This is a genomic window from Pseudomonas sp. MWU349 (genome assembly GCF_017947325.1).
In the GTDB taxonomy this organism is placed as follows: Bacteria; Pseudomonadota; Gammaproteobacteria; order Pseudomonadales; family Pseudomonadaceae; genus Aquipseudomonas; species Aquipseudomonas protegens.
Genome location: NZ_JAFEVP010000001.1, coordinates 782,805 through 809,643, shown reverse-complemented (window position 1 = coordinate 809,643; position 26,839 = coordinate 782,805). Strand labels below are relative to the sequence as shown.

Genomic DNA, 26,839 nt, shown 5'->3' with positions numbered 1-26,839 from the left:
GCAAGCAGGCGGCAGGAGCACAGACCATGACTGTAAAAACCCCAACTTCCCGCAACACCAGCGCCACCAGTGACAGCAACAAGCTGTCGATGCGTGCCGCCCGCGAAGCCCAGAACGGCCTGGCCGTCACCCTGGCCAACGTCAACTCCACCACCGCCGGCCTCACTGAACTGGATGCCGAGGGCCGCCTGCAACGGGACGGCCACAACGAGGTCGCCCACGACCGTCCGCCACACGCTCTGGTGCAGTTGCTCCAGGCTTTCAACAACCCCTTCATCTATGTGCTGATGACCCTGACCGGTATCAGTTTCTTCACCGACTTCTGGCTGCCGCTGCAGGCCGGCGAAGAAACCGATCTCACCGGGGTCATCATCGTACTGGTGATGGTGCTGGCCAGCGGCCTGATGCGTTTCTGGCAGGAACACCGCTCGGCCAAGGCCGCCGAAGCACTCAAGGCCATGGTACGGACCACCGCCGCCGTACTGCGCCGCGAGCAGATGGGCATGCAGGCCCGGGTGCGTGAAGTGCCGATGCGCGACCTGGTGGTGGGCGACATCATCCAGCTGTCCGCCGGTGACATGATCCCTGCCGACATCCGCCTGATCGAATCCCGCGACCTGTTCATCAGCCAGGCGGTGCTCACCGGCGAAGCCTTGCCGGTTGAAAAGTACGACACCCTGGGCGCCGTCCAGGAAAAGTCCGCCACCGCCCAGGCCGCCGATCAGCAAGACCTGCTGGACCTGCCGAACATCTGCTTCATGGGCACCAACGTGGTCAGCGGCACGGCCACCGCGGTGGTCGTGGCCACCGGCTCGCGCACCTACTTCGGTTCCCTGGCCCGCTCCATCGTCGGCTCCCGCACCCAGACCGCCTTCGACCGCGGGGTCAACAGCGTCAGCTGGCTGCTGATCCGCTTCATGCTGGTGATGGTGCCCATCGTTCTGCTGATCAACGGATTCGCCAAGGGCGACTGGGCCGAAGCCTTCATGTTTGCCCTGGCAGTGGCCGTCGGCCTGACCCCGGAAATGCTGCCGATGATCGTCAGCGCCAACCTGGCCAAGGGCGCCTCGGCCATGGCCAAGCGCAAGGTGGTGGTCAAGCGCCTCAACGCGATCCAGAACTTCGGCGCCATGGACGTGCTCTGCACCGACAAGACCGGCACCCTGACCCAGGACCGGATCATCCTCGAACATCACGTCGACATCAGCGGCAGCCGCTGCGATGAAGTGCTGCAACTGGCCTGGCTCAACAGCTACCACCAGAGCGGCATGAAGAACCTGATGGACCGCGCAGTGGTCAGCTTCGCCGAGGAGAACCCGCACTTCACCCCGCCTGCCGCCTGGCGCAAGGTGGATGAGCTGCCGTTCGACTTCGTCCGGCGGCGCCTGTCGGTCATCCTCGCCGATGCCCGCGGCCACCACCTGCTGGTGTGCAAGGGCGCGGTGGAGGAAATGCTGGAAACCGCCACCCGGGTCCGCAAGAACGGTGTCACCCAGACCATCGACGCCGCCCTGCGTGCCGAGTTGCTGCAACTGGCCGAAGACTATAACCGCGACGGTTTCCGCGTGCTGCTGGTGGGCACCCGTGACATCGCCCGGGACCAGATCAAGAACCAGTACAGCGCCAGCGACGAACGCGAGCTGGTGATCGAAGGCTTCCTGACCTTCCTCGATCCGCCGAAGGAAACCGCCGGCCCGGCGATTGCCGCCCTGCGCGACAACGGCGTCACCGTGAAGGTACTGACCGGTGACAACCCCATCGTCACCGCGAAGATCTGCCGCGAGGTTGGCCTGGAAGTCGGCGAGCCGCTGCTGGGTCGTGACATCGAGCGCATGGACGACGAAGTGCTGGGGCGCCTGGTGGAAGAGCGCACGGTATTTGCCAAGCTCACCCCACTGCAGAAGTCCCGGGTGCTCAAGGCATTGCAGGCCAACGGCCACACCGTGGGCTTTCTCGGCGACGGCATCAACGACGCCCCGGCACTGCGCGATGCCGACGTCGGCATCTCGGTGGACAGCGGCACCGACATCGCCAAGGAATCGGCGGACATCATCCTCCTGGAAAAGAGCCTGATGGTGCTGGAGGAAGGGGTGATCAAGGGTCGCGAGACCTTCGGCAACATCATGAAGTACCTGAACATGACCGCCAGCTCCAACTTCGGCAACGTGTTCTCGGTGCTGGTGGCCAGTGCCTTCATTCCGTTCCTGCCGATGCTGGCGATCCACCTGCTGCTGCAGAACCTGATGTACGACTTCTCCCAGCTGGCCCTGCCGTGGGACAAGATGGACAAGGAGTACCTGAGCAAGCCACGCAAGTGGGACGCCAAGAACATTGGGCGCTTCATGCTGTGGATCGGGCCGACCTCGTCGATCTTCGACATCACCACCTTTGCCCTGATGTGGTACGTGTTCGCCGCCAACAGCGTGGAAATGGCCGCCCTGTTCCAGTCCGGCTGGTTCATCGAAGGCCTGCTCTCCCAGACCCTGGTGGTGCACATGCTGCGCACCCGCAAGATCCCGTTCATCCAGAGCACCGCGGCACTGCCGGTCATGCTCGCCACGGGCCTGGTGATGGCACTGGGTATCTATGTGCCCTTCTCGCCTCTGGGCAGCATGGTCGGCCTGGTGCCGCTGCCGTGGGAATACTTCCCTTGGCTGGTGGGTACCCTGCTCAGCTACTGCGTGGTCGCCCAGACCATGAAGACCCTGTACATCCGCCGCTTCAAGCAGTGGTTCTAAGGGCCTGAGCCCGGTGCGGCCGCCCCACGGCGGTCGCACCAGATACAGCAAACCAACGATGCCACCGTCGGCGCGGCCAGCGCCCTGTCGACGGCGACGCTGTTCGCCCGAAAGGAGCATCGCCATGTTTTTCAAAGCTTTTTCGCTGTTGCAACGCGGCCTGAAGGCCTTGCTGGTCTGCGGCCTGTGCGCCTGCGCCAGGCTGCTCGCCCGCCTGAGCATCCGCCTCTATGTGCGGGGCCTGCTGAGCGCCGTTGAAATGCGTTTCCTGCTGGGGTTCAGCGCCGCCATCACCCGCGCCTCGCTGCGCCTGGCGATTGCCTGAAACCTGTCACAGTCCCGGGAGAATACTCATGTCGGGCACTACTCTTCTGATCAACCTGGCCGGCGCCATCGCGCTGTTGCTGTGGGGCTCGCAGATGATCTGCGGCTCACTCCTGCGGGGCTTCGGCAGCCCGCTGCGGCACTGGCTCGGGCAACACCTGAACAACCGCTGGCTGGCGCTGCTGTGTGGCGTCGGCATCACCGGCGTGGTGCAAAGCAGCACTGCGGTGAGCCTGATGGCCAGCTCCTTCACCGCCGCCGGCACCCTGGGCCTGGCCCCGGCGCTGGCGGTGATGCTGGGGGCCAATATCGGCTCGACCCTGGTGGTCCAACTGCTCAGCCTCGACCTCTCGCTGGCGGCACCCGTGGCATTGCTGGCGGGCTTCCTGTGCTTTCGCCTGCGGGACGATTCGCGCTTTGAAAGCATCGGCTGCGCGCTGATCGGCCTGGGCCTGATGCTGCTGGCCCTGGGCATGCTCGGCGCGACCCTGGGGGCGGTGGAAGGCACCCCGGTGTTCCAGCTGGTGATGACCAGCCTCGACGGCGACCTGCTGCTGGCCCTGCTGGTGGCGCTGCTGCTGACCTGGATGTGCCACTCCAGCGTTGCCGTGGTGCTGCTGACTGCCTCGCTGGCCGGCACTGGGCTGCTGTCGCCGGCCACCAGCATGGCCCTGGTGCTGGGGGTCAACCTCGGCAGCACCCTGCCCTCGCTGCTCAGCGCCAGCGGCAACGTGGCTCGGCGCCTGCCCCTGGGCAACCTGCTGGTGCGCCTGTCGGGAGCGGCGCTGCTGATGCCCTGGATCGCCACCCTGGGCCAGTGGCACGTCATCGAGCAACTGCCTCCGGCCCTGCTGGTGGTGGCACTGCACACTGCATTCAGCCTGGTGCTGGCGCTGCTGTTCATCGGTTTCACCGGGCCCATGGCCAAGCTGCTGACCCGGCTACTGCCGGCCCCGGCCGCGGTCACCGACCCGGGCATGCCGCTGTACCTGGACGAAGCCGGCCTGGAAGTGGCCAATATCGGCCTGTCCAACGCCGCCCGCGAAGCCCTGCGCATGGCCGATATGCTCTCGGGCATGCTCGACCGGGTGCTGCAGCTGTTTCGCACCGCCAACCAGGCCAATGCCGATCAGGTGCGCCATATCGATCAGTCCCTGGACCTGCTCAGCGCGGCAATCCGCGCCTACCTGGCGGATATCGGCAAGGAAGGCATCAGCGACCAGGATGCCGACCGCTCCCAGGAAATCCTGCTGCTGGTGATCAACCTTGAGCACGCCGGGGACATTCTCGCCACCAGCCTGGCGCATCTGGCCGCGCGGCGCTTGCGCCGTGGCGAGCCGTTTTCCGAGTTCGAGCTGAGCACCCTGTACCCGCTGCACCAGGAACTGCTGGACAGCCTGAGCCTGGCTATCACCGTGTTCCTGCGCGAAGACCTGCCCACCGCCCACCAACTGGTGGCGCGCAAGGAAAACGTGCGGCGCCTGGAAGCCGCCGCCAGCCGCGAGCATTTTCGCAAGTTGCGCGAAGACCGTGGCGCCTGGGCCGAATCCGGGGACATTTTCCAGCGTTTGCTGCGCGACTACCGGCGGGTTCACCACCACATCGCCGCCCTGGCCTACCCGGCCCTGGAGCGCGCCGGTGAACGGGACATCGAGCACGCCTACCTCAACGAACCGCTGCCCGGCGAGACCAGCATCAGCCCGATAAAGGAGAACAGCCCATGCGCGTCCTGATCTGCGCCGGCCGCTACTACGCCGACGACCGCCGGTGCCGCCAGGTCCTCGACGCCTTTCAGCGCCTGCATGAAACCCGCGTGGTGATTCATGGCGGCAGCCAGTTCCTCGGCGCCCATATCGAGGACTGGGCCCGGGACATCGGCGCCGACATTGTCCGCTACCCGCCCAACTGGCAACGCCATGGCAAGCACGCCGAACGCCTGCGCAACGCCTTCATGCTGGCCGACAGCCGCCCCGACATCGTCCTCGCCCTGCCCGGTGGAGAAGATACCGAAGAACTGCTGGCCCAGGCCCGGGCCCGGCAGATCCAGGTTCTGTCGATGGCCGACCAGTAAGCCTCCCAAGCCGCCACCCTCTGTACCGGCCCACACGCCAGATGCACCGGTGCCCCAACCCAGAACGAGATCCGCCATGTCCAAGCACACCCCACATCGCCCCTCACGTTCCAGCGCCTTTGGCCACCCTCTGCCTGCCGCGAAAAGCCGCATGCTCAAGCGCAACCTGCTGTTCCTCGCCCTCACCGCCAGCGCGACCGCCACCCTGGCCCTGTGCTCCAAGGCCCAGGCCGCCGGCGGCGCCTACGTGGTGGATGACGGCGCCATCAACGCTCCCGGGGAATGCAATGTCGATGTCTGGTACCAGAGCACCCGCCACCAGGGCTCCAGCCACACCAGCGTGGTGGCCCCGGCCTGCACCTTCAGCCAACTGCCCTGGGTGCAACTGGGGGCCGCGGTGCAGCGCCAGCAGGCCGACGGCCAGGGCGAGACCCAGCTCAGCCCCCAGGTCAAGCTGGCCCTGCTGGACCGTGAAGACCTGGGCCTGCAACTGGCCCTGGCCGGCTCCGCCCACTGGGCCCTGAACCGCAGCCACAGCTTCGACGGTGGCGACCTCGCCCTGCCGGTGACCTTCAGCCCTGTTGCCAGCCTGCGCCTGAACCTGAATGCCGGCTGGGCCCACGCCTATGACGACGGCGACCAGAGCCACCGCTGGACCTGGGGCAGCGGCCTGGAGTACGACCTGGCCCAGAGCCTGACCCTAATTGCCGAACGCTACGGCCAACGCGGCGGCGAACAAGGCTGGCAGGCCGGCCCGCGCCTGCACCTGGGCCAGCACCTGGACCTGGACCTGATCGTTGGCCAGCACCTGACCGAAGACCGCGACCGTTGGCTGACCACCGGCGCGACCCTGCGCTTCTAACCCCCGAAAGCCCCCACCTCTGTAGGAGCTGGCTTGCCAGCGAAGGCGTCGGCAAACGCTATGCAGGGCTCAGGGGCCTCTTCGCCGGCAAGCCGGCTCCTACGCGAGATAGGCTCGCTGTTGCGTTGCACCGTAGGAGCTGGCTTGCCAGCGAAGGCGTCGGCAAACGCTATGCAGGGCTCAGGGACCTCTTCGCCGGCAAGCCGGCTCCTACAGGGCCATCAGTTGCGCGGTGCACTGGGCGATGCGGCGGCAGGCTTCGGCCAGCCGTTCGCGGTCCAGCACCAGGGCAATGCGGATGTGCCCGACCACGCTGGGGCCGAAGGCTTCGCCCGCCAGTACCGAAACCCCATAACCCTCCAGCAGTCGCTCGGCGAATGCCTGGGCGCCCTGCCCGGTGCGGCGTACGTCCACCATGACGAACATGCCGCCATCGGGCCGCACTGGGCGCAAGCCCGGGCACTGCCCGAGCAGCGTGCACACCAGGTCGCGGCGCTGGCGGTACTCCTCGCGCATCCGGGGCAGTTCCGGCAGTTCGCGGGTCAGCGCCACCACTGCCGCATTCTGGATGAAGTCCGGCAGGCCATAGAGCATGCACAGGGCCAGATTGCTCAGGTGCCCGGCCAGCGCCGGCGGAGCGATTACCCAGCCCACCCGCCAGCCGCTCATGGCATGGGACTTGGACAGGCTGTTGATGGTGGCGGTGCGCCCGCCCATTCGCGGCAGACCGCCCGGGCTCAGGTGCTGGCCTTCATACAGCAGGTCGCCGTAGACCTCGTCGGAAATCAGCCACAGGTCATGCTCCATGCACAAGCGCGCCAGGACCTGCCAGTCGTCAAGGGACAAGCTGGCCCCTGAGGGGTTGTTGGGGCTGTTGATGAGCATGGCCCGGGTCCGCGGGCTGATGCGCGCCGCCATTTCCTGCGGGTCCAGGCGAAAGCCCTGCTCGGCCCGCACCGGCACCGGCACCACCCTGGCGCCACAGGCACCGAACACCCCTTCGTAGGTGACGTACATGGGCTCGGCCACCAGCACCTCGTCCCCCGGGTCGAGCAGGCACTGGGCCACAGAGAACACCGCACACTGCGCCCCCGGCAGCACCACCACGTGCTCGGCATCGACGATCTGCCCGGTGCGCTGGTGGTGGCAACGGGCGATGCAACTGCGCAACGCCAGGTTGCCGCGCACGTCCGAATAATGGGTGTCACCGGCCAGCAGGCTGTCGATGGCCGCCTGGACCACCGGCCGGGGGGTGTCGAAATCCGGATCGCCGATGGTCAGCAACAGCACATCGCGCCCCTGCTCGCGCAAGGCCAAAGCTCGGTAATGGATATCCCAGGCGGCGGAACCTTCTCCGGCAATCCGATGGGTCAGGGCTGAATAGCGCATCGCTTTCTCCATGAAAGATGCTTCAGCCAGAACCCTAGGTGCTGGCGCGGCGCTCGTCGAGCGAGCACCCCCGCCGTTGGACGCTTAGATCACAAAACGCGCCACCAGAGCGTTCAGGTCCACCGCCAGGCGCGACAGCTCATGGCTGGCGGCGCTGGTCTGGTTGGCCCCGGCCGCCGACTGGGTGGCTAGGTCGCGGATGTTCACCAGGTTGCGGTCCACCTCGCGGGACACCTGCGCCTGCTCTTCCGAGGCGCTGGCGATCACCAGGTTGCGCTCGTTGATCTGGTTGATGGATTCGGCAATCTGCTCCAAGGCCACGCCCGCGGCGCGGGCCAGTTCCAGGGTGCTCTGGGTACGCTGGTTGCTCTGCTGCATCGACTCCACGGCGTCGCCTGTGCCGTTCTGGATGCCGGCCACCATCTTCTCGATTTCCTGGGTCGACTGGGCGGTGCGATGGGCCAGGGCCCGCACCTCGTCGGCCACCACCGCAAAGCCGCGCCCGGCCTCGCCAGCACGGGCCGCCTCGATGGCCGCGTTGAGGGCCAGCAGGTTGGTCTGCTCGGCGATGGCGCGGATCACGTCCAGCACCTTGCCGATATCCCGGCCCTGGGTCGCCAGGCCTTCGATCATCACCGAAGTGCTCTGCACGTCGTGGGTCATGGTCTGGATCGCGTCCACGGTTTCCACCACCCGGTCGCGACCTTCGCGCGCGGCCTGGGTCGACTGCCGGGAAGCCTCGGAAGTGGACACCGCATTGCGCGCCACCTCCTCCACCGCGGCGGTCATTTCATTGACCGCAGTGGCCGCCTGTTCGATCTCGTTGTTCTGCTGCTGCAAGCCGCGGGAAGCCTCTTCGGTGACCGCGCTGAGTTCTTCCGAGGCCGAGGCCAGCTGGGTCGCCGAGCCGGCGATCTGCTCGATGGTGCGGCGCAGGCTGGCCTGCATTTCGCCCAGGGCCTGCAACAGCCGCGCCGGCTCGTCCTTGCCATCGACCTCGATGGCCTGGCGCAGGTTGCCACCGGCAATCACCTCGGCGGCCTTCAGCGCCTTGTTCAGGGGGGTGACGATGCTGCGGGTCAGTAACAACGCCAGGACGATGGTCAGCAAGGCTGCGATCACAGCGACAATGACGATCCCGGCGACCGCCCCGTTGTAATGCTCGCCAGCCGTCTGGGAAGCGCTCTTGGCGCCGGCGGCGTTCATGGCGATGAGCTTGTTCAACTGTTCACCCATCTGATCGGTGCCGTCCTTGATCCGGGTGTTGATCAGGTTGCGCAATTCCTCCAGCTTGTCCTGGCGCGACAGTTCGAGCATTTCCTTCTGCGCCTGCAGGTAATTCTCCAGGGTCATGCTGAATGTCTTGTACAGGGCGGCCTCCTCCGGGCCCATCGGCAACGCCGCGTAACTGGCCTGGGCCTTTCTGGCGTTGTCCACCAGCACGCCAATGCGCGTCTGGGCTTCGGCCAAGCCTGCCGGCTCGCGGTTCACCAGCACACGGAAGGAAAGAATCCGCAGGCGCAACACGTTCTCGGTGAGGTTGCCGAGAAAGCCGACACTGGGCAGCTGGTTGCTTTCCATGTCCACCGAGGCTTCGCGGATCACCGCCATGCGATTGACCGCAAACACCCCCAGCACCACGACCAGCAAGGCAATGAAGGCAAAACCGAGGAAAGCACGAGGGGCGATATTCAGGTTACGCAAGGACATAGGGCGACTCTCGAGGGAGAACGGGCGACGGGCATCCATGCCGTTGAACCGTCGGCGCATCAGGGGCTGTGCCGACGTCGGCACCGCGCTGTTGGAAGTGCGCGGGCCTGTTAGAGATATCGGCCGAACTTGAGCTTTCATATGGCTGGTTGGTAAAAATATTTCTGAATGTGACCGGTGTATCAGGGCTGATACAACACGATGCGAAGTGAATCGATAAAGCGCTACAGCATCGCCCTCAGCCAGGGTTTTCGACCCTCGCTCCGCCCCCCCGCCTTCCTATGAAAAGTGCAATTCATTCGCCGGAAAAGCCATTTAGTCCATGCTCGCGGCTGCCCATCATGGCCCCAGTCAATAAAAACAACGCTGAGACTGGATATGAAACCTGAAGACTTTCGTGCCGCAACCGACCGCCCGCTGACCGGTGCCGAATACCTGGCAAGCCTGCGCGACGACCGTGAAATCTACATCTATGGCGACCGGGTCAAGGACGTCACCACCCACCCGGCCTTCCGCAACTCCGCGGCCTCCATGGCCCGCCTGTACGACGCCCTGCACGACCCGGCCACCAAGGAGCAACTGTGCTGGGACACCGACACCGGCAACGGCGGCTACACCCACAAGTTCTTCCGTTCGGCGAAAAGCCCCGATGAACTGCGCCAGCAGCGCGACGCCATCGCCGACTGGTCGCGCCTGACCTATGGCTGGATGGGCCGCAGCCCCGACTACAAGGCCGCCTTCGGCAGCGCCCTGGGGGCCAACCCGGAGTTCTACGGGCGCTTCGCAGACAACGCCCGCACCTGGTACAAGCGCATCCAGGAAGCCTGCCTCTACCTCAACCACGCCATCGTCAACCCACCCATCGACCGCGACAAACCGGTGGATCAGGTCAAGGACGTGTTCATCTCGGTGGACGAGGAAGTCGAGGGCGGGATCATCGTCAGCGGCGCCAAGGTGGTGGCCACCAACTCGGCCCTGACCCACTACAACTTCGTCGGCCAGGGCTCGGCCCAGTTGCTGGGGGACAACACCGATTTCGCCCTGATGTTCATCGCCCCGATGAACACCCGGGGCATGAAGCTGATTTGCCGCCCCTCCTATGAACTGCAGGCCGGCATGACCGGCTCGCCCTTCGACTACCCGCTGTCCAGCCGCTTCGACGAGAACGACGCGATCCTGATCATGGACAAGGTGTTCATCCCCTGGGAAAACGTGCTGATCTACCGCGACTTCGAGCGCTGCCGCCAGTGGTTCCCCCAGGGCGGGTTCGGCCGCCTGTTCCCGATGCAGGGCTGTACCCGGCTGGCGGTCAAGCTGGACTTCATCACCGGCCTGCTGGTCAAGGCCCTGCAATGCACCGGCTCCCTGGAGTTTCGCGGGGTCCAGGCGCAGGTTGGCGAAGTGGTGGCCTGGCGCAACCTGTTCTGGTCCCTGACCGACGCCATGCATGGCAACGCCAGTGAATGGATGAACGGCGTCTACCTGCCCAGCACCCAGGCGCTGCAGGCTTACCGGGTGCTGGCGCCCCAGGCCTACACCGACATCAAGAAGATCATCGAGCAGGTGGTGGCCAGCGGCCTGATCTACCTGCCCTCCGGCTCCCGCGACCTCAAGGACCCGGTGCTCAACCAGTACCTCGGCACCTACTGCCGGGGTTCCGGGGGCATGGGCCACGAGGAGCGGATCAAGATCCTCAAGCTGCTGTGGGACGCCATCGGCACCGAATTCGGCGGCCGCCACGAGTTGTACGAGATCAACTACGCCGGCAGCCAGGACGAGATCCGCATGCAGTGCCTGCGCCACGCCCAGGCCAGCGGCTCGATGAAAGCCATGACCGACCTGGTGGACAAGTGCCTGGGGGACTACGACCTCGACGGCTGGACCGTGCCGCACCTGAGCAACCCGGATGACATCAACATGCTGGACCGCATCCGCCAATAGCCACGAAGCCAGCGTGTGTAGGAGCTGGCTTGTGTAGGAGCTGGCTTGCCAGCGAAGACGCCCGCCAGAGCACCACAAGCCTCCAGGCCCGCTTCGCCGGCAAGCCGGCTCCTACAGGCCAAGTCCGCCGTCAGCCCCGCGTTGGCAGCCAGACACCCGGCTGCCCTGCGTCCACAAGGAATTCGTCATGTCTGTACTCGATCCCAAGCAACTCGCCTTTCGCAACGCCATGGCGCACATGACCGCAGCGGTCAACGTCATCACCAGCAACGGCCCCGCCGGCCGCTGCGGTATCACCGCCACGGCGGTCTGCTCGGTCACCGACAGCCCGCCGACCCTGATGGTCTGCGTCAACCGCAACAGCGCCCTGAACCCGGTGTTCAAGGGCAACGGGCGGTTGTGCGTCAACGTCCTGAGTGGCGAACACGAAGAAGTGGCCCGGCACTTTGCCGGCATGACCGGCGTGGCCATGGACCAGCGCTTCGGCCTGCACCCCTGGCGCGACGGCCTGCATGCCCTGCCGGTGCTGGAGGGCGCCCTGGCCAGCCTGCAGGGGCGCATCACCGAGGTCCAGGAAATCGGCACGCACTCGGTGATGCTGGTGGAGCTGGATGAAATCGGCGTGCTGGAGCACGGCGACTCACTGGTGTACTTCAGCCGTTGCTTCCATCGCCTGGCCCACCCTTGCCGGGCGGCCTGACCCCTTCCCTCCTGGCCGTCGTTTCCCGCGCCTGGATGCCCGCCGGCATCCGGGCCAAGGGCCACCTCCTGCATCTGTAGGATGGCGCGGCTCTTCCAGGCCATCGATACTCGAACCAGGCCCTGCCCACGTCCCCTGACGTACCGGTCCCAAACCCCTTCCGTGACGAAAACAATAACAACGTCGCACAGAGGTACAGACCCATGAACCACCCCGAGCGTGCCCCGGCCAGCCTGTTGCAGGCCTTCAGCGAACTGACCCTTGAACTGCAGCAACTGGCGCAGAACAGGGACATCGAAAACCTGCACCAGCATGCACTGGCGCGCATCAGCAGGCTCCTGCCCTTCGACAGCGCCTGGTGGGGCCGTGCCGCGCTGGTGGATGGCCTGCCGGATGAACACAGCTGCTACCTGTACCGCCTGCCTCCGAGCTACCTGCCGGACTGGCAATCGATCCGCCACATCGATGTCACGGTGAGCCGGGTCCACGAGGTGCCGGGCCAGGCGGTGATCGTCGACATGGCCGATCCGGACAACGGCCCCGGCCTCAACTGGCTGGGCCGCCAGTACAACATCGGCGAACTGCTGTGCGTGGTGCACATCGATCCCCACACCCACTTGAGCAATCACCTGGCGCTGTACCGCGCCCCGGGAGCGCCGCGCTTCAACCCGGGCGACTGCCACCTGCTGAACAACCTGATGCTGCACCTGGTGGCCGCAGTGTCGGCCAACCAGATCCGCACCCTGGTGGCCATGCGCGAGAAACTCACCGGCCCGCGCAACCTGGCCCTGGCCGTGTGCGACCAGCGCGGCGTGCTGCAATGCGCCGAACGCGGCTTCGTCGACTTGCTGCTGCATGAATGGCCGCAGTGGAGCGGCCCGCAACTGCCCATGGCGCTGGACCCCGGCGGCTTCGAAGGCAAGTCCCTGCAGGTGGAGTCCTCGGCGGTGGGCGACCTCTGCCTCCTGGCGGCCCGTAGCCGCCACCTGCTGCCCCGGCTCAGCCCACGGGAGAATGCCGTCGCCCAGTGCTTCGGCGATGGCAAGACCTACAAGGAAGTGGCCCGGGACCTGGGCATGTCGCCCAACACCGTGCGCCATCACATTCGGGCCATCTACAGCAAGCTCGGGGTCAAGGACAAGGCCCGCATCGCCCAGTTGCTGCACGCCCCTCCCGGCTGACCCCCTCCCCTGATCGCCCCTGATTTGTGCCGTCGAATGTGACGGCCACGGGCAGCCTTTGCCCTTTTTCCAGCCCCTGCCGTGTGCCGGCGAGCCATTCGCCGAACAACAACTCCAACAAGAGACGCACCGCCCATGACCACGCCCGTACCCCGCATCACCCTGGCCCTGACGGCGACCCTGGCCAGCCTTTCACTGAACGCCGCAGACCTCAACGCCCGGGACTTCTTCGCCGCCCCAGCGGGCACCAGCCTGGGCGTGCTGTACTTGCCCGCCACCCGCGCCGGCGATTTCCACGGGCCGGCCGACAGCACCGGCAAGGCCGAGCTGCGAGTCAATGCCATGGCCTACCGCCAAGTGTTCTTCAGCGACCTGTGCGGCACCCTCTGTACCCCGCAGTTCATCGTGCCCTTCGCCGATATCGACGCGCGCCTGCCCGGCGCCGAACGCCACACCGGCGAAAGCGGCTTTGGCGACCCCCAGGTGGGCGGCACGCTGTTCTTCATCAACCAGCCGCAAACCCGCACCTACAGCGGCCTGCTGACCCTGATCACGCTGCCCGTGGGCGAGTACCACGGGCGCAACCCCGACGTCTCCCCCGGGGCCAACCGCTGGGGCGCGACCTTTGTCTACAACTACACCCAGGGCCTGGGGGAAAAGTGGGTGCTGGAGGCCAACCTGGAGGCCCAGCTCTATGGCACCAACGACGACTACTTCGGCAGCGACCTCAAGCAGGACCCGCTCTACCGCCTGCAGGCCTTCGCCTCTTACGACTTCACCTCCGCCACCTATGGCGCCCTGCGCCTGATCCACGCCGATGGCGGCGAACTGCGAATCAACGACCGGCGCATCGACGACACCCACAAGCGCTACACCCAGGTCGGGTTCGAGCTCGGCCACTGGCTGGACAAGCAGAACCAGCTGATGTTCGGCCTGTCGCAGAACGTCGCCACCCAGAACGGCTTTGCCGGTACCGACGCCTTGCTGCGCCTGGTCCATGTGTTCTGAGCCCCTTGCCTTCGGAGCCTGTCCATGAACACCCAGAACCCCGCCTTGAGCCAGAACCCAGCGATCACCCGCCAGCCCCTCGGGCTCCAGGCGGCCATCGTGCTGTTCGCCGCCATCACCCCCGCAGTGCTGCTGACGGCCCCGGCCATTGCCGCGCAACTGGCCAGCCAGTGGCAACTGAGCCCCTCCCAGATCGGCGACCTGTTTTCCGCCGAGCTGGGGGCCATGAGCCTGGCCACCCTGCCCGCCATCTGGTGGCTGAAACACATCGACTGGCGCCGCGCGGCGCTGTGCAGCGCCCTGCTGTTCATTCTCGCCAACCTGCTGTCGATGCTCGCCAATGACTATTCGATGCTGCTGATCGCACGTTTTTGCAGTGCCCTGGCCGGCGGCTCGCTGATGATCATCTGCCTGGCCAGCGCCGCCGCCAGCCCCAGCCCCAGCCGCGCCTACGGCTTCTGGGTGATGGGCCAGCTGGTGCTGGGGGCCATCGGCCTGAGCCTGCTGCCCATGCTCTTCGAGCGCTTCGGCCTGGGTGCCTGTTACCTGATCATGGCGCTGCTGATGCTGCTGTGCCTGCCCCTGGCTCGCAGCTTTCCGGCGGGCGCGGCGAAGGCCGCCAGCCATGAAGCCAAGGCCCCGCCGGTTTCCAGGGCCAAGGCCGCCCTGGGGATTCTCGGCATCCTGACCTTCTACATCAGCCTCAGCGGGGTCTGGACCTTCATCGGCGCCATCGGTGGCCAGTCCGGCCTTTCGGCGCAGACCAGCGGCGACGTGCTGGCCATCGCTACCCTGATGGGCATTGCCGGCGCCCTGTGCGCCACCCTGTTTGGCGATCGCCTGCCCCGTAGCGCCCTGCTCCTGCTGGGCTACGGCCTGATGGCCGGCTCGGTGCTGCTGCTTCTGGGCCAACCGCAACTGGTGCGCTTTGCCCTGGCGGCGCTGGTGTTCAAGTTCACCTGGACCTTCATCCTGCCGCTGATTCTTGCGCGCATGGCCGAAATGGACCGCAGCGGCCGCCTGATGAACGCCTCCAACCTGGTGATCAGCGCCGGCCTGGCCATAGGCCCGACCATCGCCGGGCGCCTGATCGAAGGCAGCGGCGGCTTCCGCGAGCTGCTGCTGGCGGGCGCCGCAATCACCCTGCTGTCCATGGTCCTGGTACTCAGTTGCCGGCCTGCACGCTAACGCTCCCCGTGCCCTGGTGCTCCTGGCACCGAGGGCCTGGGCCAGCCGCTGTCGCGTTGTAAATTCCTCCCTGAAAAATGGATATCACCATGACCTGTAAAAGCGCGTTTTTCTTCGACGAACTCAGCCTGTGGCACAGCGGCGGCCCCCACGTCCTGACCCTGCCGGTGGGGGGCTGGGTACAACCGCCAGCCGCCGCCGGGCACGCCGAATCACCGGAAACCAAACGCCGTTTGAAAAGCCTGATGGATGTCTCCGGCCTGACCCGACAGTTGCAACTGCGCAGCGCCGCAGCGGCCACCGAAGACGACCTGCTGCGGGTCCACAGTGCTGCCTACCTGCAGCGTTTCAAGGCCTTGAGCGACGCCGGAGGTGGTCACCTCGGCGACGAGGCGCCGGTGGGCCCCGGCAGCTATGAAATCGCCCAGCTGTCCGCCGGGCTGGCCATGGCCGCCGTGGACGCCGTGCTCAGCGGTGAAGCCGATAACGCCTATTCCCTGTCCCGTCCACCGGGCCACCACTGCACCCGCGACCAGGCCATGGGCTTCTGTTTCCTGGCCAACATCGCCATCGCCATCGAGGCCGCCAAGGCCCGTCATGGACTGGGCAAGGTAGCGGTCATCGACTGGGACGTGCACCACGGCAACGGCACCCAGTCGATCTTCGAGGAGCGGGCCGACGTGCTGACCCTGTCCCTGCACCAGGACGGTTGCTTCCCCCCGGGCTACGGCGGCGAACAGGACCGCGGGCGCGGCGCCGGCCTGGGCTGCAACATCAATATCCCGCTGCTGCCGGGCAGTGGCCACGACGCCTACCTGTACGCCATGCAGCGCATCGTGATACCGGCCCTGGAGCGCTTCGAGCCGGAGCTGATCATTGTCGCCTGTGGCTATGACGCCAACGCCGTGGACCCCCTGGCGCGGATGCTGCTGCACAGTGACTCGTTCCGCGAGATGACCCAATGCCTGAAGGCTGCTGCCGAGCGCCTGTGCCGAGGGCGCCTGGTGCTGGTGCATGAAGGCGGCTACTCCGAGGCCTACGTTCCGTTTTGCGGGTTGGCCACCCTGGAGGCGCTGTCGGGAATCCGCACCGCCGTCGCCGACCCGATGCTGGAGTTCGTACGCCTGCAACAGCCCAAGGAGCCATTTGTGGCCTTTCAACGCCAGTTGCTCGACCTTCAGGCCCAAGCCATGGAGGCTGCCGGGCGCTGACCCCGCTCCGGCGCCGGAGCGGGCAAGCACCGCCACCCGAGCGCTGGCATCCACCAACGGCGTTCCCCGGAGCCCGGGCTCCAGCCAGCGGAACGCCGCTCTACCCAACCGGCCATCCTTCCTCTGCCCGCCCTGGGCTACCTGCTGCAGCAGTGCGGCACGGGCGGGTCAGTTGCCTGCCTCCAGGCCCCGGAGGTTGTCGCCACAGGCTTGACCGACGCTTTCGTCTGCCGGGCTTGCCTGGGTTGCGGCTACCCCCAGGGCGCGTGCCTCACTGGGGGTTTGCTGGAAGCGGCTCTTGAAGGCCCGGGCAAAATGCGCCTGGCTGGCAAAGCCGTGCCGGTAGGCGATCTCGCTGATATCCAGGCCTGCTCCCTGGCTGCTGCACAGCAGTTGACGGGCCTGTTGCAGGCGTTTTTCCAGGATGAAGCGGCTGGGTAGCGTTTCTTCCAGGGCGAACAGCCGGGCCAGGTGCCGGGTGGAAATGCCGGTCTGGGCCGCCACCCGCTCGCAGCTCAGGTTCGGGTCGCCCAACTGTTCATGGATGCACTGCTTGGCCGCCAGCAGGTAGGAGGCGCTCAGGGCGTTGATTGGCCGTTCCCCCACATGCCCGGCAATGATGCTGGCCAGAAGCTCGAAGGCCTGCTCCTGATAAGCCTCGGCCTCGGCGCACAGGGGCTGCTGGAAAAAGCCCCGGGTACGTTCGCCCAGGGTGCGCAGCAATAGGCGCTGGACCCCGCTTTCGACGCTGATCCGCAAAGGCCGGTCGAAGCGTTTCAGGCAGCGTTCGGCGAACTGCTGCTGGGGAATGTCGAAGATGAACTGGCGCATGGCCCCGGAAAAGCCGAACAGATAGGGCTTGTCGGTGCGGTAGACCACCAGCTCCCCCGGCTCCAGCACCTGGCAGGCGCCATCCTGGTAGAAGAACGAACCGCTGCCGGTGACCAGGGACACGAATATCGACTCCTTGGGTACGCCGCGGATCATCGAGGTGTCGCGCTCCACCACGTGTTCGTTGCCGACGGTGCGGGCCAGGCGCATGGCGCTCAATTGCAGGTTGTCCTGGCTGGCGGCGAAACCGCCCTCGGCGTAGGAGTTGCACTTGAGCCCCACCAGGGTGCTGGCGTTGTAGTCCTCCCAGAAGGCCAGGCGTTGGTCCAGGTCGACGGCCTGGGTGCTGGCATGCCGGGTTTCGAGCAAGGCGCATGGAGACATTGTTGTTCTTCTCATGGCGGCGGGATGTTCCCCGGACGGCAAGGCAGTGTCCGGACACCTGGGGCCGCAGGCACTGCGGGCTGCGGCCATTCATTAACATATGAACTATATGGCCTGTCAACTTGAAACGCAGTGGGACCCGGTCGCTTTGAGCGCGTTATCGGTTCTCTATCGGCCGTAGGAAAAAAGCCGTCCGAAACAGACAAACAACCAGTCCGATCCGTGCAAACCCTTGCCCCGCTCCCGACCTACAGTCTGCGCCGTACCCCCATGGCCGCCCTGCCCGGCTGCCCAGACTCCTCCCATAACAACAACCGAGGCCCACCATGCCCGAAGCCGCCCACCGTGAATTCTGGAAAGACCTGCAACCGATCGCCAACTGCTTCAAGCCCGACGCCAAGCCGGAGGTCTACCTGCCCGACGCCGCCAGCGACGACCTGCGCCTCTACGTGCCCTTCACCGAGACCGTGTCCTCGCGCCCCCTGTGGATCTCCCCCAGCGAAAACCGCTGGTGCGACATTCTCCTGGCCCGCAGCGCCGGGCTGGTGAACCGCCACTACCACCCCCACGAAGTCTTCGCCTACACCCTGTCCGGCAAATGGGGCTACCTGGAGCACGAGTGGACCGCCACCGCCGGGGACTTCGTCTACGAGACCCCGGGCGAAGGCCACACCCTGGTGGCCTATGAACATGAGCAGCCCATGCGGGTGTTCTTCATCGTCAAGGGCCCGCTGATCTGGCTCGACGAACAGGGCGAGCCCGACGGCTACTTCGACGTGCACTCCTACATCGCCATGTGCCGCGCCCACTACGAAAAGATCGGCCTGGGCGCCGCCCATATCGACACTCTGTTCCGCTGACCGGCGCTGCCCACGCCTCCTTCGGAGAACCACCATGGCTTATAAAAACAACAAGGCCGGTTACGAGAACACCTTGCTGGGGGTGCTGTTCCTGACCTTCGGTTTCGTCTTTTTCGATCGTCTGGCGCTGTCCTTCCTGTTCCCCTTCATGGCTGACGAGTTGCAACTGAGCAACAGCCACCTGGGCATGCTGTCGTCGATCCTGGCCCTGGCCTGGGCGGTGTCCGGGGCCCTGGTGGGTGCCTGGTCGGACCGCCGGGGCGTGCGCAAGCCGTTGCTGATCGTCGCGGTGATCCTGTTTTCCCTGTGCTCGGCGCTGTCCGGGCTGGTCACCGGCTTTCTCAGCCTTTTGCTGTTTCGCGCCATCATGGGGCTGGCCGAGGGGCCGATCCTGCCGCTCTCCCAATCGCTGATGGTGGAAGCTTCCTCGCCCCACCGCCGGGGCCTGAACATGGGCCTGCTGCAAGGGTCGGCGGCGGGCCTGTTGGGCGCGGTGATCGGCCCGCCGGTGCTGATCGCCCTGGCCGAAGCCTACGGCTGGCGCCACGCCTTCATCATTTCGCTGATTCCCGGGCTACTGATCGCCCTGCTGATCTGGCGCTACGTGCAGCCCGACCCGCCGCGCCACGAACCGCCAGCGCACGCCCCGTCCGGCCCGGTCGGCAGCCATCGCCTGGCCCTGCTCAAGAGCCGCAACATCGTGCTCTGCACCCTGATCAGCTGCGTGTTCCTGACATGGTTCATCATCCTGATTTCCTTCACCCCGACCTTCCTGGTCAAGGTTCGCGACTACAGCCCGGCCAGCATGGGCACGGTGATGAGCTGCCTGGGAGGCGCCTGGGTGCTCTGGGGCTTCGGCGTGCCGGCGATCTCCGACCGCCTCGGCCGGCGCCCGACCCTGGTGCTGTTCTCGCTGATTGCCGCTTGCTGTCCCATCGCCCTGCTCTACGCCTCGTCGCCCTGGATGCTCGGGGTGCTGATGCTGCTGACCTACACCGGCCTGGGCTGCTTCACCCTGTTCATGGCCACCATCCCCGCGGAAACCGTGCCCCGCGAAGTCATGGCCACGGCCCTGGGCATGATCATGGGCATCGGCGAGCTGGTGGGCGGCTTCATCGCTCCGACCATTGCCGGCTTCGCCGCCGACCGCTTCGGCCTGTCGATCGTCATGTGGATGTCCTGCGGCGGCGCATTGCTGGCCGCCGTGCTGGCCCTGTTTCTCAAGGAAACCGCCCCCGCGGTACTGGCCCGCCAACAACGCCGGCACCCCGGCCCCAACCCTGCACCCAGCCCGAGCCTGGGAGGAAACCCATGATCAAAGCACTGCAATGGCATGCCGCCCGCGACCTGCGCCTGACTCAGCTGGAACCGCGCCAGCCCGGCCCCGGCGAGGTGCTGCTGCAAGTCGCCTACTGCGGCATCTGCGGCAGCGACCTGCATGAGTTCGCCGACGGCCCTCACTCCATACCTCAGCAGGTGGCTCCCCCCCTGTCCGGTTGCCGGGCGCCGCTGACCCTGGGCCACGAGTTCTGCGGCCAGGTAGTAGCCCTGGGCCCGGGCGTGGATGCACGGTTGTTGGGCCAGCGGGTGGCGGTGGAACCCGAATACCGCTGCGGCGAGTGCTCGTACTGCCAGATGGGCCAGTACAACCTCTGTGAATCCATGGGCTTTATCGGCCTGATGGGCGATGGCGGCTTTGCCGAACAGGCGGTGGTACCGGCCTACATGCTGCACCTGCTGCCGGACAGCGTCAGCTTCAGGCAGGCGGCCGTGCTGGAGCCGGCAGCGGTGGCCTACCACGCCTTGAACCAGAGCAGCCTGATGGCCGGCGACAGTTGCGCGGTGTTCGGCCTGGGGCCCATCGGCCTGCTGCTGGTGCTATTGGCACGGTTGCGGGGGGTGGAGCGGATATACGCCGTGGACCTGGACCCCGAGCGCCGGCGCCTGGCCCTGGAGTTCGGCGCCTCTGAGGCCCTGGACGGCGCCGACCCGCAACTGCAGGCACGCCTGCGGCAGCTGAGCGCCGGTGGTATCGACAGCGCCTTTGAGGCCGCCGGCAGCCAGCAGACCCTGAGCCATGCCCTGCACTGCCTGCGCAAGGGCGGCGAAGCGGTGCTGGTGGGCCTGATGGGCGACGTGCAGTTCGATGCCTTCCACCTGGTGAACAACGAATTGCGCCTGCTCGGCAGCGTCGGCTACCGCCACGTCTACCCCGAACTGATCCAACTGCTGGCCAGCGGGCGCCTGGACCTGAGCCGGGCGGTCACCCGCTGCCTGGCCCTGGAACAGGCGGTGGAGCAAGGCTTCCAGGCCCTGCTGCAAGACAAGCGCCAGATCAAGGTGCTGGTCAACCCAACCCCGGCCCTGGCCGATGCCTGAACAAACGATGTGCAACCGACACTCAAGACAAAAACAACAAGAATCGAGTACCCGACATGAATGCAACCTATGCGCTGTGCCCGCTGCTGGCCGCCTTGCTGCTGCCCCTTGATTGCCTTGCCGAAACGCCGCCCACGCCGCGTACCGGCCCACTGTCCGGCCTGGGGGACTACCTGGCCGACCGTGGCATCACGTCCCATGTGCAGTTCCTCAGCCTGGCCATGAAGAACCTGGACACGGGCCCCCGGCCCCACAGTTTCGGCAACAGCGGCGACCTGTTCGTCGGCGCCGATATCGATCTGGGAACCTTCGCCGGCCTCGACGGCGCGGCCCTGCACTTCGAGCAGACGCTGTTCATCCTCGACCACGAGACCGGTGTGCCCACCTCGCGCAACTGGCAGGGCGCCGCCGGCAGCTACTTCGGCGGCGCGCCGATCCACAACGACCTCACCAGCAACCAGTTGAGCCTGCTGACCTACCAGCAGACCTGGCTCGACGGCCGGGTCGACCTGAGCCTGGGGCGGACCAACGCCCGGCGCTACTTCTATATCTACAACTGCGAAAGCACGGTGACCTGCAACGACCCGATCATCGACTCTTCCACCGGCATCCTGCCGCCGCCCTACGGCAGTTGGGGCGGCTACCTGAAATACCAGCTGACGCCCCAGTGGTACGTGCATGGCGGCGCCTTCGAGTCCAACCCGGTGGACTACCTGAAGGAACGCAAGGGCCTGGATTTCAGTACCGACGACGCCAGCGGCACCAGCCTGCTGCTGGGCCTCGGCAGCCAGAACCGCGATGCCTACAGCTCCCACTACGAGCTCAACGGCTACTACAACACCTCCAAGCAGGTGGACCCGCTGACCGGAGCCATGGATTTCGGCACCGGCGGTGCCTTCTTCAAGTTCCAGCAGGCACTGTGGCGTGCCGACGCCGGTACCGGCAGTGCGCCCCAGGCCCTGCTGCTGTTCGGGTCGCTGTCGGCGGCGGCCGATGACAAGCAGCCCTTCAGCCAGTTTGCCGAGGCGGGGCTGACCTACCTCGCGCCCTTCGACCGGCCCCAGGACAAGCTCAACCTCAAGGCCAGCTACCTGCGCCTCAACGACCACCAGCTGCGCTTCCAGCAGCAGGCCCGCATCGCCAACGGTGGCGACCCGCGCCTGGGCGAACGCAATGTCTACGCGCTGGAAGCCAACGCCCATATCGCCCTGACCCGGCAACTGGCCCTGGAGCCCAGCGTCCAGTACCTGGTCAACCCGGACAACTTCTACAACCCCGAAGCCCGCGAGCTGAGCGGCAACGGCTTTGTCGTCGGCCTGCAAGTGACCCTCGACGTCGGCTCGCTGCTGGGGCTCTGAGATGGATTTCTGTGACTGCCAACGAGGTACCTCCGATGAGTGAAACAACCACGCAGACCTTCGACTACATCGTGGTGGGCGCCGGCTCCGCCGGTTGCGTGCTGGCCAACCGGCTGTCCGCCGATCCCAAGGTCCAGGTGTGCCTGATCGAAGCCGGGCCCAGCGACCGCACCCTGCTGCCCGCCGCCTATGTGCGTACCCCGGCGGGGATCATCCGCCTGATCGCCAACCCGCGCTGGAACTGGATGCACCAGTTCAGCCCACAGGCCAGCAGCGGCGACGTGCCGATCCCCTGCCCCCGGGGCCGGGTCTGGGGCGGCTCCAGCGCGATTAACGGCATGATCTATATCCGCGGCCATCGCCTGGACTTCGATCGCTGGGCCGCCGCCGGCAACCAGGGCTGGAGCCATGACGAACTGCTGCCCTACTTCAAGCGCTCGGAGCATTTCGAACCCGGCGCCTCGCCGTGGCACGGCCAGCACGGCGAACTCAACGTCGCCGAGCAGCGCAGCCCGAGCCCGGTCAATCAGGTGTTCTACCAGGCCGCCACCGAGCTGGGCTGGAGCTACAACCCGGACTTCAATGGCCCGGAGCAGGAAGGCTTCGGGCCCTTCCATGTCACCCAGATCAACGGCGAGCGCTGCAGCGCGGCACGGGCCTTCCTGCACCCGATCCTGCACCGGCAGAACCTGACGGTATTGAGCAGCACCCTGACCCACCGGGTGTTGCTGCAAGGCACGCGGGCCAGCGGTGTGGAAATCAGCCAGGACGGCCGGGTCTGGCAACTGCAGGCACGCCGGGAAGTGATCCTGTGCGCCGGGGCGATCAACTCACCGCAACTGCTGTTGCTGTCCGGCATCGGCCCGGCCGAGGAGCTTGCGCGCCACGGGATCGTTTCCCGCCACCCGCTGCCAGGGGTCGGACTCAACCTGCAGGATCACCAGGACATCGTGCTGATGTACCGCAGCGACCCCGAGCTGGGCTACGGCATTTCCGCCAAGGGCCTGCTGCCCCTGGCCCGCTCACCCTGGCAGTACCTGACCCGGCGCCAGGGCCCGCTGACCTCCAACACCGTCGAGTCTGGAGCCTTCCTGCGCCTTGCGCCCGAGGACCCGGTGCCGGAACTGGGGCTGATCGTCGCCCCGGCCCTGAAGAACCAGCCCCAGCGCCTGATCCCGGTGGGCCACGGCATCAGCCTGCATGTGGCGGTGATGCACCCGCAGAGCCGCGGCCGGGTTCGCTTGAACTCCGCCGACCCGCACGACAAGCCGCTGATCGACGCCAACTTCCTCAGCCACCCCGAAGACCTGCGCAAGCTGGTGGCCGGCTTGCGCCTGGTGCGCCAGCTGGCAGCGACCCGGGCCTTCTCCCAACGCCTCAAGGGCGAGCTGGTACCCGGCCCGCAGGTGCAGAGCCAGGAGCAGATCGAGCAATGGATCCGCCAGCACCTGGGCACGGTGTTTCACCCGGTGGGCAGCTGCAAGATGGGCCACGACGAACTGGCGGTGGTGGACGACCAGCTGCGGGTCCACGGCCTCCAGGGGTTGCGGGTAGCGGACGCCTCGATCATGCCGAGCCTGATTACCGGCAACACCAATGCGGCGGCGATCATGATCGGGGAAAAGGCCGCGGACCTGGTGCTGGGCACGGCCAAGGCACCACCCTGCGCCGTGCCCCAGGACCAGGCTTGCGTCTGATACCGGGACTCAGGGGTGCTTGGGTGCCTCGGCGCTCCAGAGCACCGGCCAGTCTTCGTAGCCCAGGCCGCTGCAAGTGGGCATGCGCCGATAGTCAGTGAGCTGGAAGGCCTGGCCATCGAAGTGCCAACTGGCCATTTCACCGCAGTCGCCCATCCCTCGGCCCATGAGGAAACTGCTGAGCTCGCCGGTCTCGGGGTAATAATTGAGGCCCCCGGCATGGTCGACGCTGCCGTCCGGCAATGCCTGCATCTGCAGGGGTTGCAGCCCATAGGGCGCGGTGCGCGAGCGGCTGCTGATATCGAACAGGCAGATATAGGCGCCGCAATCGGAGAACTCGAAGACCAGCGCCTGCTGCGCGGTCAGGGGATAGACCTCGATCCTCGGTGGCATGACGTAGTCGTCGGCGTCTTCGGTCTTTGCCGGCGGCAAGGTTTTGCGCACCGCCGCCAGCAGCCCGGTGCGCTCTCGGGCGCCGAGGGGCTTCACCCCGGGATAGGGGCGCAATGCCGCGGCCGGCTGCAACCCGGGCACCGCGCTGGCCGGCTGTTCGCCGGGCGCCGCCAGGGCGCTGACCGTGCCCTGGCGCTGCTGCACCTGGTCCACCCGTTGCAGCAAGTCCGGCAACCCCTTGAGCAGCACCTGGGCCGGCTCCTCTCCCGGCAGTTCCAGCACCTGCCCGGCCCGCAGCCGCGCCAGCCATTGCCGGGCCAGGGGCTGGTCATCAACCCGGTAGTACTGTTGTTCACGGGTGCTGTCGGGGGCTTCCACTTCCTGGACCAGCGCCGCCAGCAGGCCGGGTTCCAGCGGCTGGCCATCCAGACGCAATGCACCGGGTTCCAATGGCGCGCCCTGGTGCTCCAGTTGCAGTTGCAACAGGCCTTCGGGGCCGGCCTGGCTGCGGATTTTCAGGGTCAGGTGGTTGACCTGCTCGGCAAAGTCGATGTTCGGCGCGTAGAGCAGTTGGCAATCGCGGCGGTTGTCGCACGCGCCGATCCAGCCCTCCTGCTGCAACCACAGCGGCGTCAGCTCCGGCAGCTCCCGGGCCAGGCACGGCAAGGCGCCAAGCACCAGCAGGGGCAACACAACGGTACGCAGCATGACGACGCTCCTTGTCGGGCAAAGGCGCGGATTCTGCCACGCCCGCCAGGCGGCGAATAGCGCCAGGGTCAGTTGTCTGGGCGCGGCCCCACGGCATCAGCCCTGCCCCAGGGATCAGGCATCCGGCGCATTTGCGCCAGGGGCAGGCGCCTGGCCCTGGCGCAAGCGGTATTCCCCCGGCGCGGTCTTGGCGTAACGCTGGAAAAACCGGCTGAAATAGGCCGGGTCCTTGAAGCCCAGCTGGTAGCAGATTTCGTTGATCGAGCTGCCGGTGAACAGCAGCAGGCGCTTGGATTCCTGCATCACCCGTTCATGCACCAGGCGCTTGGACGGCAGGTCGGCGATGCGCCGGCAGACATCATTGAGCCGCGCCTCGGTCACTCCCAGGCTGCTGGCGTAGCGGCCCAGGGGCCAGTGCTCCAGGTAGCGGGCCTCGATCAGCTCGTTGAAGCGGTGGAATATCTGCAGGTCTTCGTGGCGTGCCGGGCGCGCCGTCAGGGAGTTGGTCGACAACCGCAGCAGGCTGATCATCAGCAACCGGGTCAGGGCTTGCAGCGCCGGCTCGCGCCCCGGGCCCTGCCCGGCAATCTCCCGCTGCAATTCATGGAACAGGCCCTCCAGGCGTCGTACTTCGCCGGCGAACTGCGGCCCCAGGCGCGCCAGGGCCACGCACACCGGCGGCACCTGGGGCGCCGGGGCCAGTGCCGGGTCGGCGCCGATCAACTCCCACACCAGTTGCTGGCGCACGGTCAACACATGGCCTTCGCTGTCGGCCTCGGTGACGAAGGCGTGGGGAATGGTCGGCGGGGTCAGGAAGAACATCGGCCCCGACTCCAGATACTGCTGATCGTCGAGGTAGACCCGCACCGCGCCGCTCTGCACGTAATGCACCTGGAAGAAACGGTCGTGGCGATGCACCGGCATGTTGCGACCGAAGAAGCCGGCCAGGTTGCTGAGCTTGTCGTAGTGCACCTGGGCATCGGCGTAACGCTGGTCGTAGACCTGGCCGATGTTGATGTTGGGAATCGGTTGGCGTGGGTTCATGGCGCCCTTCTGTTTTTTATTTTGATCCACGCGGACCCTGCGCATCCTGCGTGATTCGCGGCTTGCCCGCCACTGCAGGATGGAAGCGCGCAGTCCATCGCTTGACGATCGTTAACATATTAAATATAACGTTAATACATTAACGAAATCGATCCACCAGCGGCAAGCCGCTACGGGTACGGACACCAGGAGAGCCCGATGAGCCGTGCACTGAACGATCACGCCGGCGGCACCCTGTTCGGCGTTGCGCTGAACTACCAGGGGTTGCTGCAGAGCCATCTGCAGAGCTTCACCCAACCGCCCTACCAGAAGCCTCCGGTGAAACCGGTGCTGTTCATCAAGACCCCCAACACCCGCAATTCCCATGAAGCGCCCGTGGTCTTCCCCAAGGACGTCCAACGCCTGCAGCCGGGCCCGGCCCTGGGCGTGGTGATCGGCAAGCGCGCCAGCCGGGTGCGCCTGGAAGACGCCCTGGAGCACGTGGCCGGCTACACCATCGTCAACGAATTCAGCCTGCCGGAAGACAGCTACTACCGCCCCGCGGTCAAGGCCAAGTGCCGGGACGGCTTCTGCGCCCTGGGCCCGCAGCTGGTGCCGGCCGCCGAGGTGAGCAATCCCCACGACCTGAGCCTGGAGCTGTGGGTCAACGGCGAGCGGGTGCAGCACAACAGCACCGCCAACCTGGTGCGCAGCATTCCCCAGCTGATTGCCGAGATCAGCGAGTTCATGACCCTGCACCCCGGTGACGTGCTGATCACCGGCACCCCGGAAGGCCGGGTCGATGTCCGCCCCGGCGATCGGGTCGAAGTGCAGATCAGCGGCCTGGGCCGCCTCGCCAACACCATCGTGGCCGAATAAGGAA

General features: G+C 66.3%; 22 protein-coding genes. 17 read left to right on the top strand and 5 right to left on the bottom strand.

Features of this window, described 5'->3' with window-relative positions:
- The first annotated feature begins 26 nt into the window (after positions 1-26).
- The 5 genes from mgtA (at position 27) to KCG88_RS03555 (ending at position 5,995) form a co-directional block, all read left to right on the top strand.
- On the top strand, positions 27-2,738 hold the full coding sequence (gene mgtA, locus KCG88_RS03575; RefSeq protein WP_047337001.1) for a magnesium-translocating P-type ATPase: 2,712 nt from the start codon (positions 27-29) through the stop codon (positions 2,736-2,738).
- A 124-nt stretch (positions 2,739-2,862) separates the two neighbouring features.
- Positions 2,863-3,063: a hypothetical protein gene (locus tag KCG88_RS03570; RefSeq protein WP_015635857.1), complete on the top strand. Its 201-nt coding sequence runs from the start codon at positions 2,863-2,865 to the stop codon at positions 3,061-3,063.
- A 28-nt stretch (positions 3,064-3,091) separates the two neighbouring features.
- The gene (locus tag KCG88_RS03565; protein WP_047287089.1) at positions 3,092-4,795 is read left to right on the top strand and encodes a Na/Pi cotransporter family protein; all 1,704 of its coding nucleotides are present in this window, start codon (positions 3,092-3,094) and stop codon (positions 4,793-4,795) included.
- Positions 4,783-5,133, top strand: coding sequence for a DUF2493 domain-containing protein (locus KCG88_RS03560; protein ID WP_041752297.1), 351 nt, complete (start codon positions 4,783-4,785; stop codon positions 5,131-5,133). Before KCG88_RS03565 ends, KCG88_RS03560 begins: the two co-directional genes overlap by 13 nt.
- 76 nt (positions 5,134-5,209) lie before the next feature.
- A complete protein-coding gene (locus KCG88_RS03555; protein WP_210711766.1) occupies positions 5,210-5,995 on the top strand; it encodes a hypothetical protein in 786 nt (261 codons plus the stop codon).
- A gap of 210 nt (positions 5,996-6,205) precedes the next feature.
- Here the strand turns inward: KCG88_RS03555 and KCG88_RS03550 are convergent, their stop codons facing one another.
- On the bottom strand, positions 6,206-7,384 hold the full coding sequence (locus tag KCG88_RS03550; RefSeq protein WP_210711765.1) for an aminotransferase class I/II-fold pyridoxal phosphate-dependent enzyme: 1,179 nt from the start codon (positions 7,382-7,384) through the stop codon (positions 6,206-6,208).
- Between the two features lie 84 nt (positions 7,385-7,468).
- Entirely contained in the window at positions 7,469-9,094 is a 1,626-nt protein-coding gene (locus tag KCG88_RS03545) for a methyl-accepting chemotaxis protein (protein WP_047337005.1), read from the bottom strand.
- A 378-nt stretch (positions 9,095-9,472) separates the two neighbouring features.
- Here KCG88_RS03545 and hpaB point away from each other — a divergent pair, with 378 nt between their 5' ends.
- The 6 genes from hpaB to KCG88_RS03515 all read left to right on the top strand — a co-directional run bounded on the left by hpaB (position 9,473) and on the right by KCG88_RS03515 (position 16,323).
- Positions 9,473-11,035, top strand: a complete 1,563-nt coding sequence (gene hpaB, locus KCG88_RS03540; protein ID WP_015635861.1) for a 4-hydroxyphenylacetate 3-monooxygenase, oxygenase component — start codon at positions 9,473-9,475, stop codon at positions 11,033-11,035.
- Positions 11,036-11,222: 187 nt separating this feature from the next.
- On the top strand, positions 11,223-11,735 hold the full coding sequence (hpaC, locus tag KCG88_RS03535) for a 4-hydroxyphenylacetate 3-monooxygenase, reductase component (RefSeq protein WP_210711764.1): 513 nt from the start codon (positions 11,223-11,225) through the stop codon (positions 11,733-11,735).
- A 203-nt stretch (positions 11,736-11,938) separates the two neighbouring features.
- On the top strand, positions 11,939-12,916 hold the full coding sequence (locus tag KCG88_RS03530) for a helix-turn-helix transcriptional regulator (RefSeq protein ID WP_047287100.1): 978 nt from the start codon (positions 11,939-11,941) through the stop codon (positions 12,914-12,916).
- Between the two features lie 135 nt (positions 12,917-13,051).
- Positions 13,052-13,924 carry a transporter gene (locus KCG88_RS03525; protein WP_047287103.1) on the top strand — a complete coding sequence of 291 codons (873 nt, stop codon included), beginning with the start codon at positions 13,052-13,054 and terminating at the stop codon, positions 13,922-13,924.
- Between the two features lie 24 nt (positions 13,925-13,948).
- A complete protein-coding gene (locus tag KCG88_RS03520) occupies positions 13,949-15,112 on the top strand; it encodes an MFS transporter (protein ID WP_210711763.1) in 1,164 nt (387 codons plus the stop codon).
- Between the two features lie 89 nt (positions 15,113-15,201).
- Complete coding sequence (locus KCG88_RS03515; RefSeq protein ID WP_210711762.1) at positions 15,202-16,323, top strand: class II histone deacetylase; 1,122 nt, start codon at positions 15,202-15,204, stop codon at positions 16,321-16,323.
- Between the two features lie 168 nt (positions 16,324-16,491).
- On the opposite strand, the gene KCG88_RS03510 is transcribed toward KCG88_RS03515, so the two are convergent.
- Positions 16,492-17,538 carry a helix-turn-helix domain-containing protein gene (locus KCG88_RS03510; RefSeq protein WP_210711761.1) on the bottom strand — a complete coding sequence of 349 codons (1,047 nt, stop codon included), beginning with the start codon at positions 17,536-17,538 and terminating at the stop codon, positions 16,492-16,494.
- Between the two features lie 326 nt (positions 17,539-17,864).
- Here KCG88_RS03510 and KCG88_RS03505 point away from each other — a divergent pair, with 326 nt between their 5' ends.
- The 5 genes from KCG88_RS03505 to KCG88_RS03485 are packed head-to-tail and all read left to right on the top strand — an operon-like array spanning position 17,865 to position 23,832.
- A complete protein-coding gene (locus KCG88_RS03505; protein WP_019095476.1) occupies positions 17,865-18,398 on the top strand; it encodes a 2,4'-dihydroxyacetophenone dioxygenase family protein in 534 nt (177 codons plus the stop codon).
- 34 nt (positions 18,399-18,432) lie between these two features.
- Positions 18,433-19,713, top strand: a complete 1,281-nt coding sequence (locus tag KCG88_RS03500) for an MFS transporter (RefSeq protein WP_210711760.1) — start codon at positions 18,433-18,435, stop codon at positions 19,711-19,713.
- The gene (locus tag KCG88_RS03495; RefSeq protein ID WP_210712131.1) at positions 19,713-20,777 is read left to right on the top strand and encodes a 2,3-butanediol dehydrogenase; all 1,065 of its coding nucleotides are present in this window, start codon (positions 19,713-19,715) and stop codon (positions 20,775-20,777) included. The genes KCG88_RS03500 and KCG88_RS03495 overlap by 1 nt, the downstream gene beginning before the upstream one ends.
- A gap of 56 nt (positions 20,778-20,833) precedes the next feature.
- Positions 20,834-22,135, top strand: coding sequence for a carbohydrate porin (locus tag KCG88_RS03490; protein ID WP_210711759.1), 1,302 nt, complete (start codon positions 20,834-20,836; stop codon positions 22,133-22,135).
- A gap of 35 nt (positions 22,136-22,170) precedes the next feature.
- Positions 22,171-23,832: a GMC family oxidoreductase N-terminal domain-containing protein gene (locus KCG88_RS03485; protein WP_047337012.1), complete on the top strand. Its 1,662-nt coding sequence runs from the start codon at positions 22,171-22,173 to the stop codon at positions 23,830-23,832.
- A 9-nt stretch (positions 23,833-23,841) separates the two neighbouring features.
- Here the strand turns inward: KCG88_RS03485 and KCG88_RS03480 are convergent, their stop codons facing one another.
- Together KCG88_RS03480 and hpaA are read right to left on the bottom strand one after the other, a co-directional pair.
- Entirely contained in the window at positions 23,842-24,933 is a 1,092-nt protein-coding gene (locus KCG88_RS03480; RefSeq protein WP_210711758.1) for a DUF1176 domain-containing protein, read from the bottom strand.
- Between the two features lie 114 nt (positions 24,934-25,047).
- The gene (hpaA, locus tag KCG88_RS03475; RefSeq protein WP_210711757.1) at positions 25,048-25,977 is read right to left on the bottom strand and encodes a 4-hydroxyphenylacetate catabolism regulatory protein HpaA; all 930 of its coding nucleotides are present in this window, start codon (positions 25,975-25,977) and stop codon (positions 25,048-25,050) included.
- Between the two features lie 198 nt (positions 25,978-26,175).
- On the opposite strand from hpaA, the gene KCG88_RS03470 reads away from it, so the two are divergent.
- Entirely contained in the window at positions 26,176-26,835 is a 660-nt protein-coding gene (locus KCG88_RS03470) for a fumarylacetoacetate hydrolase family protein (protein WP_210711756.1), read from the top strand.
- Positions 26,836-26,839 lie beyond the last annotated feature (4 nt).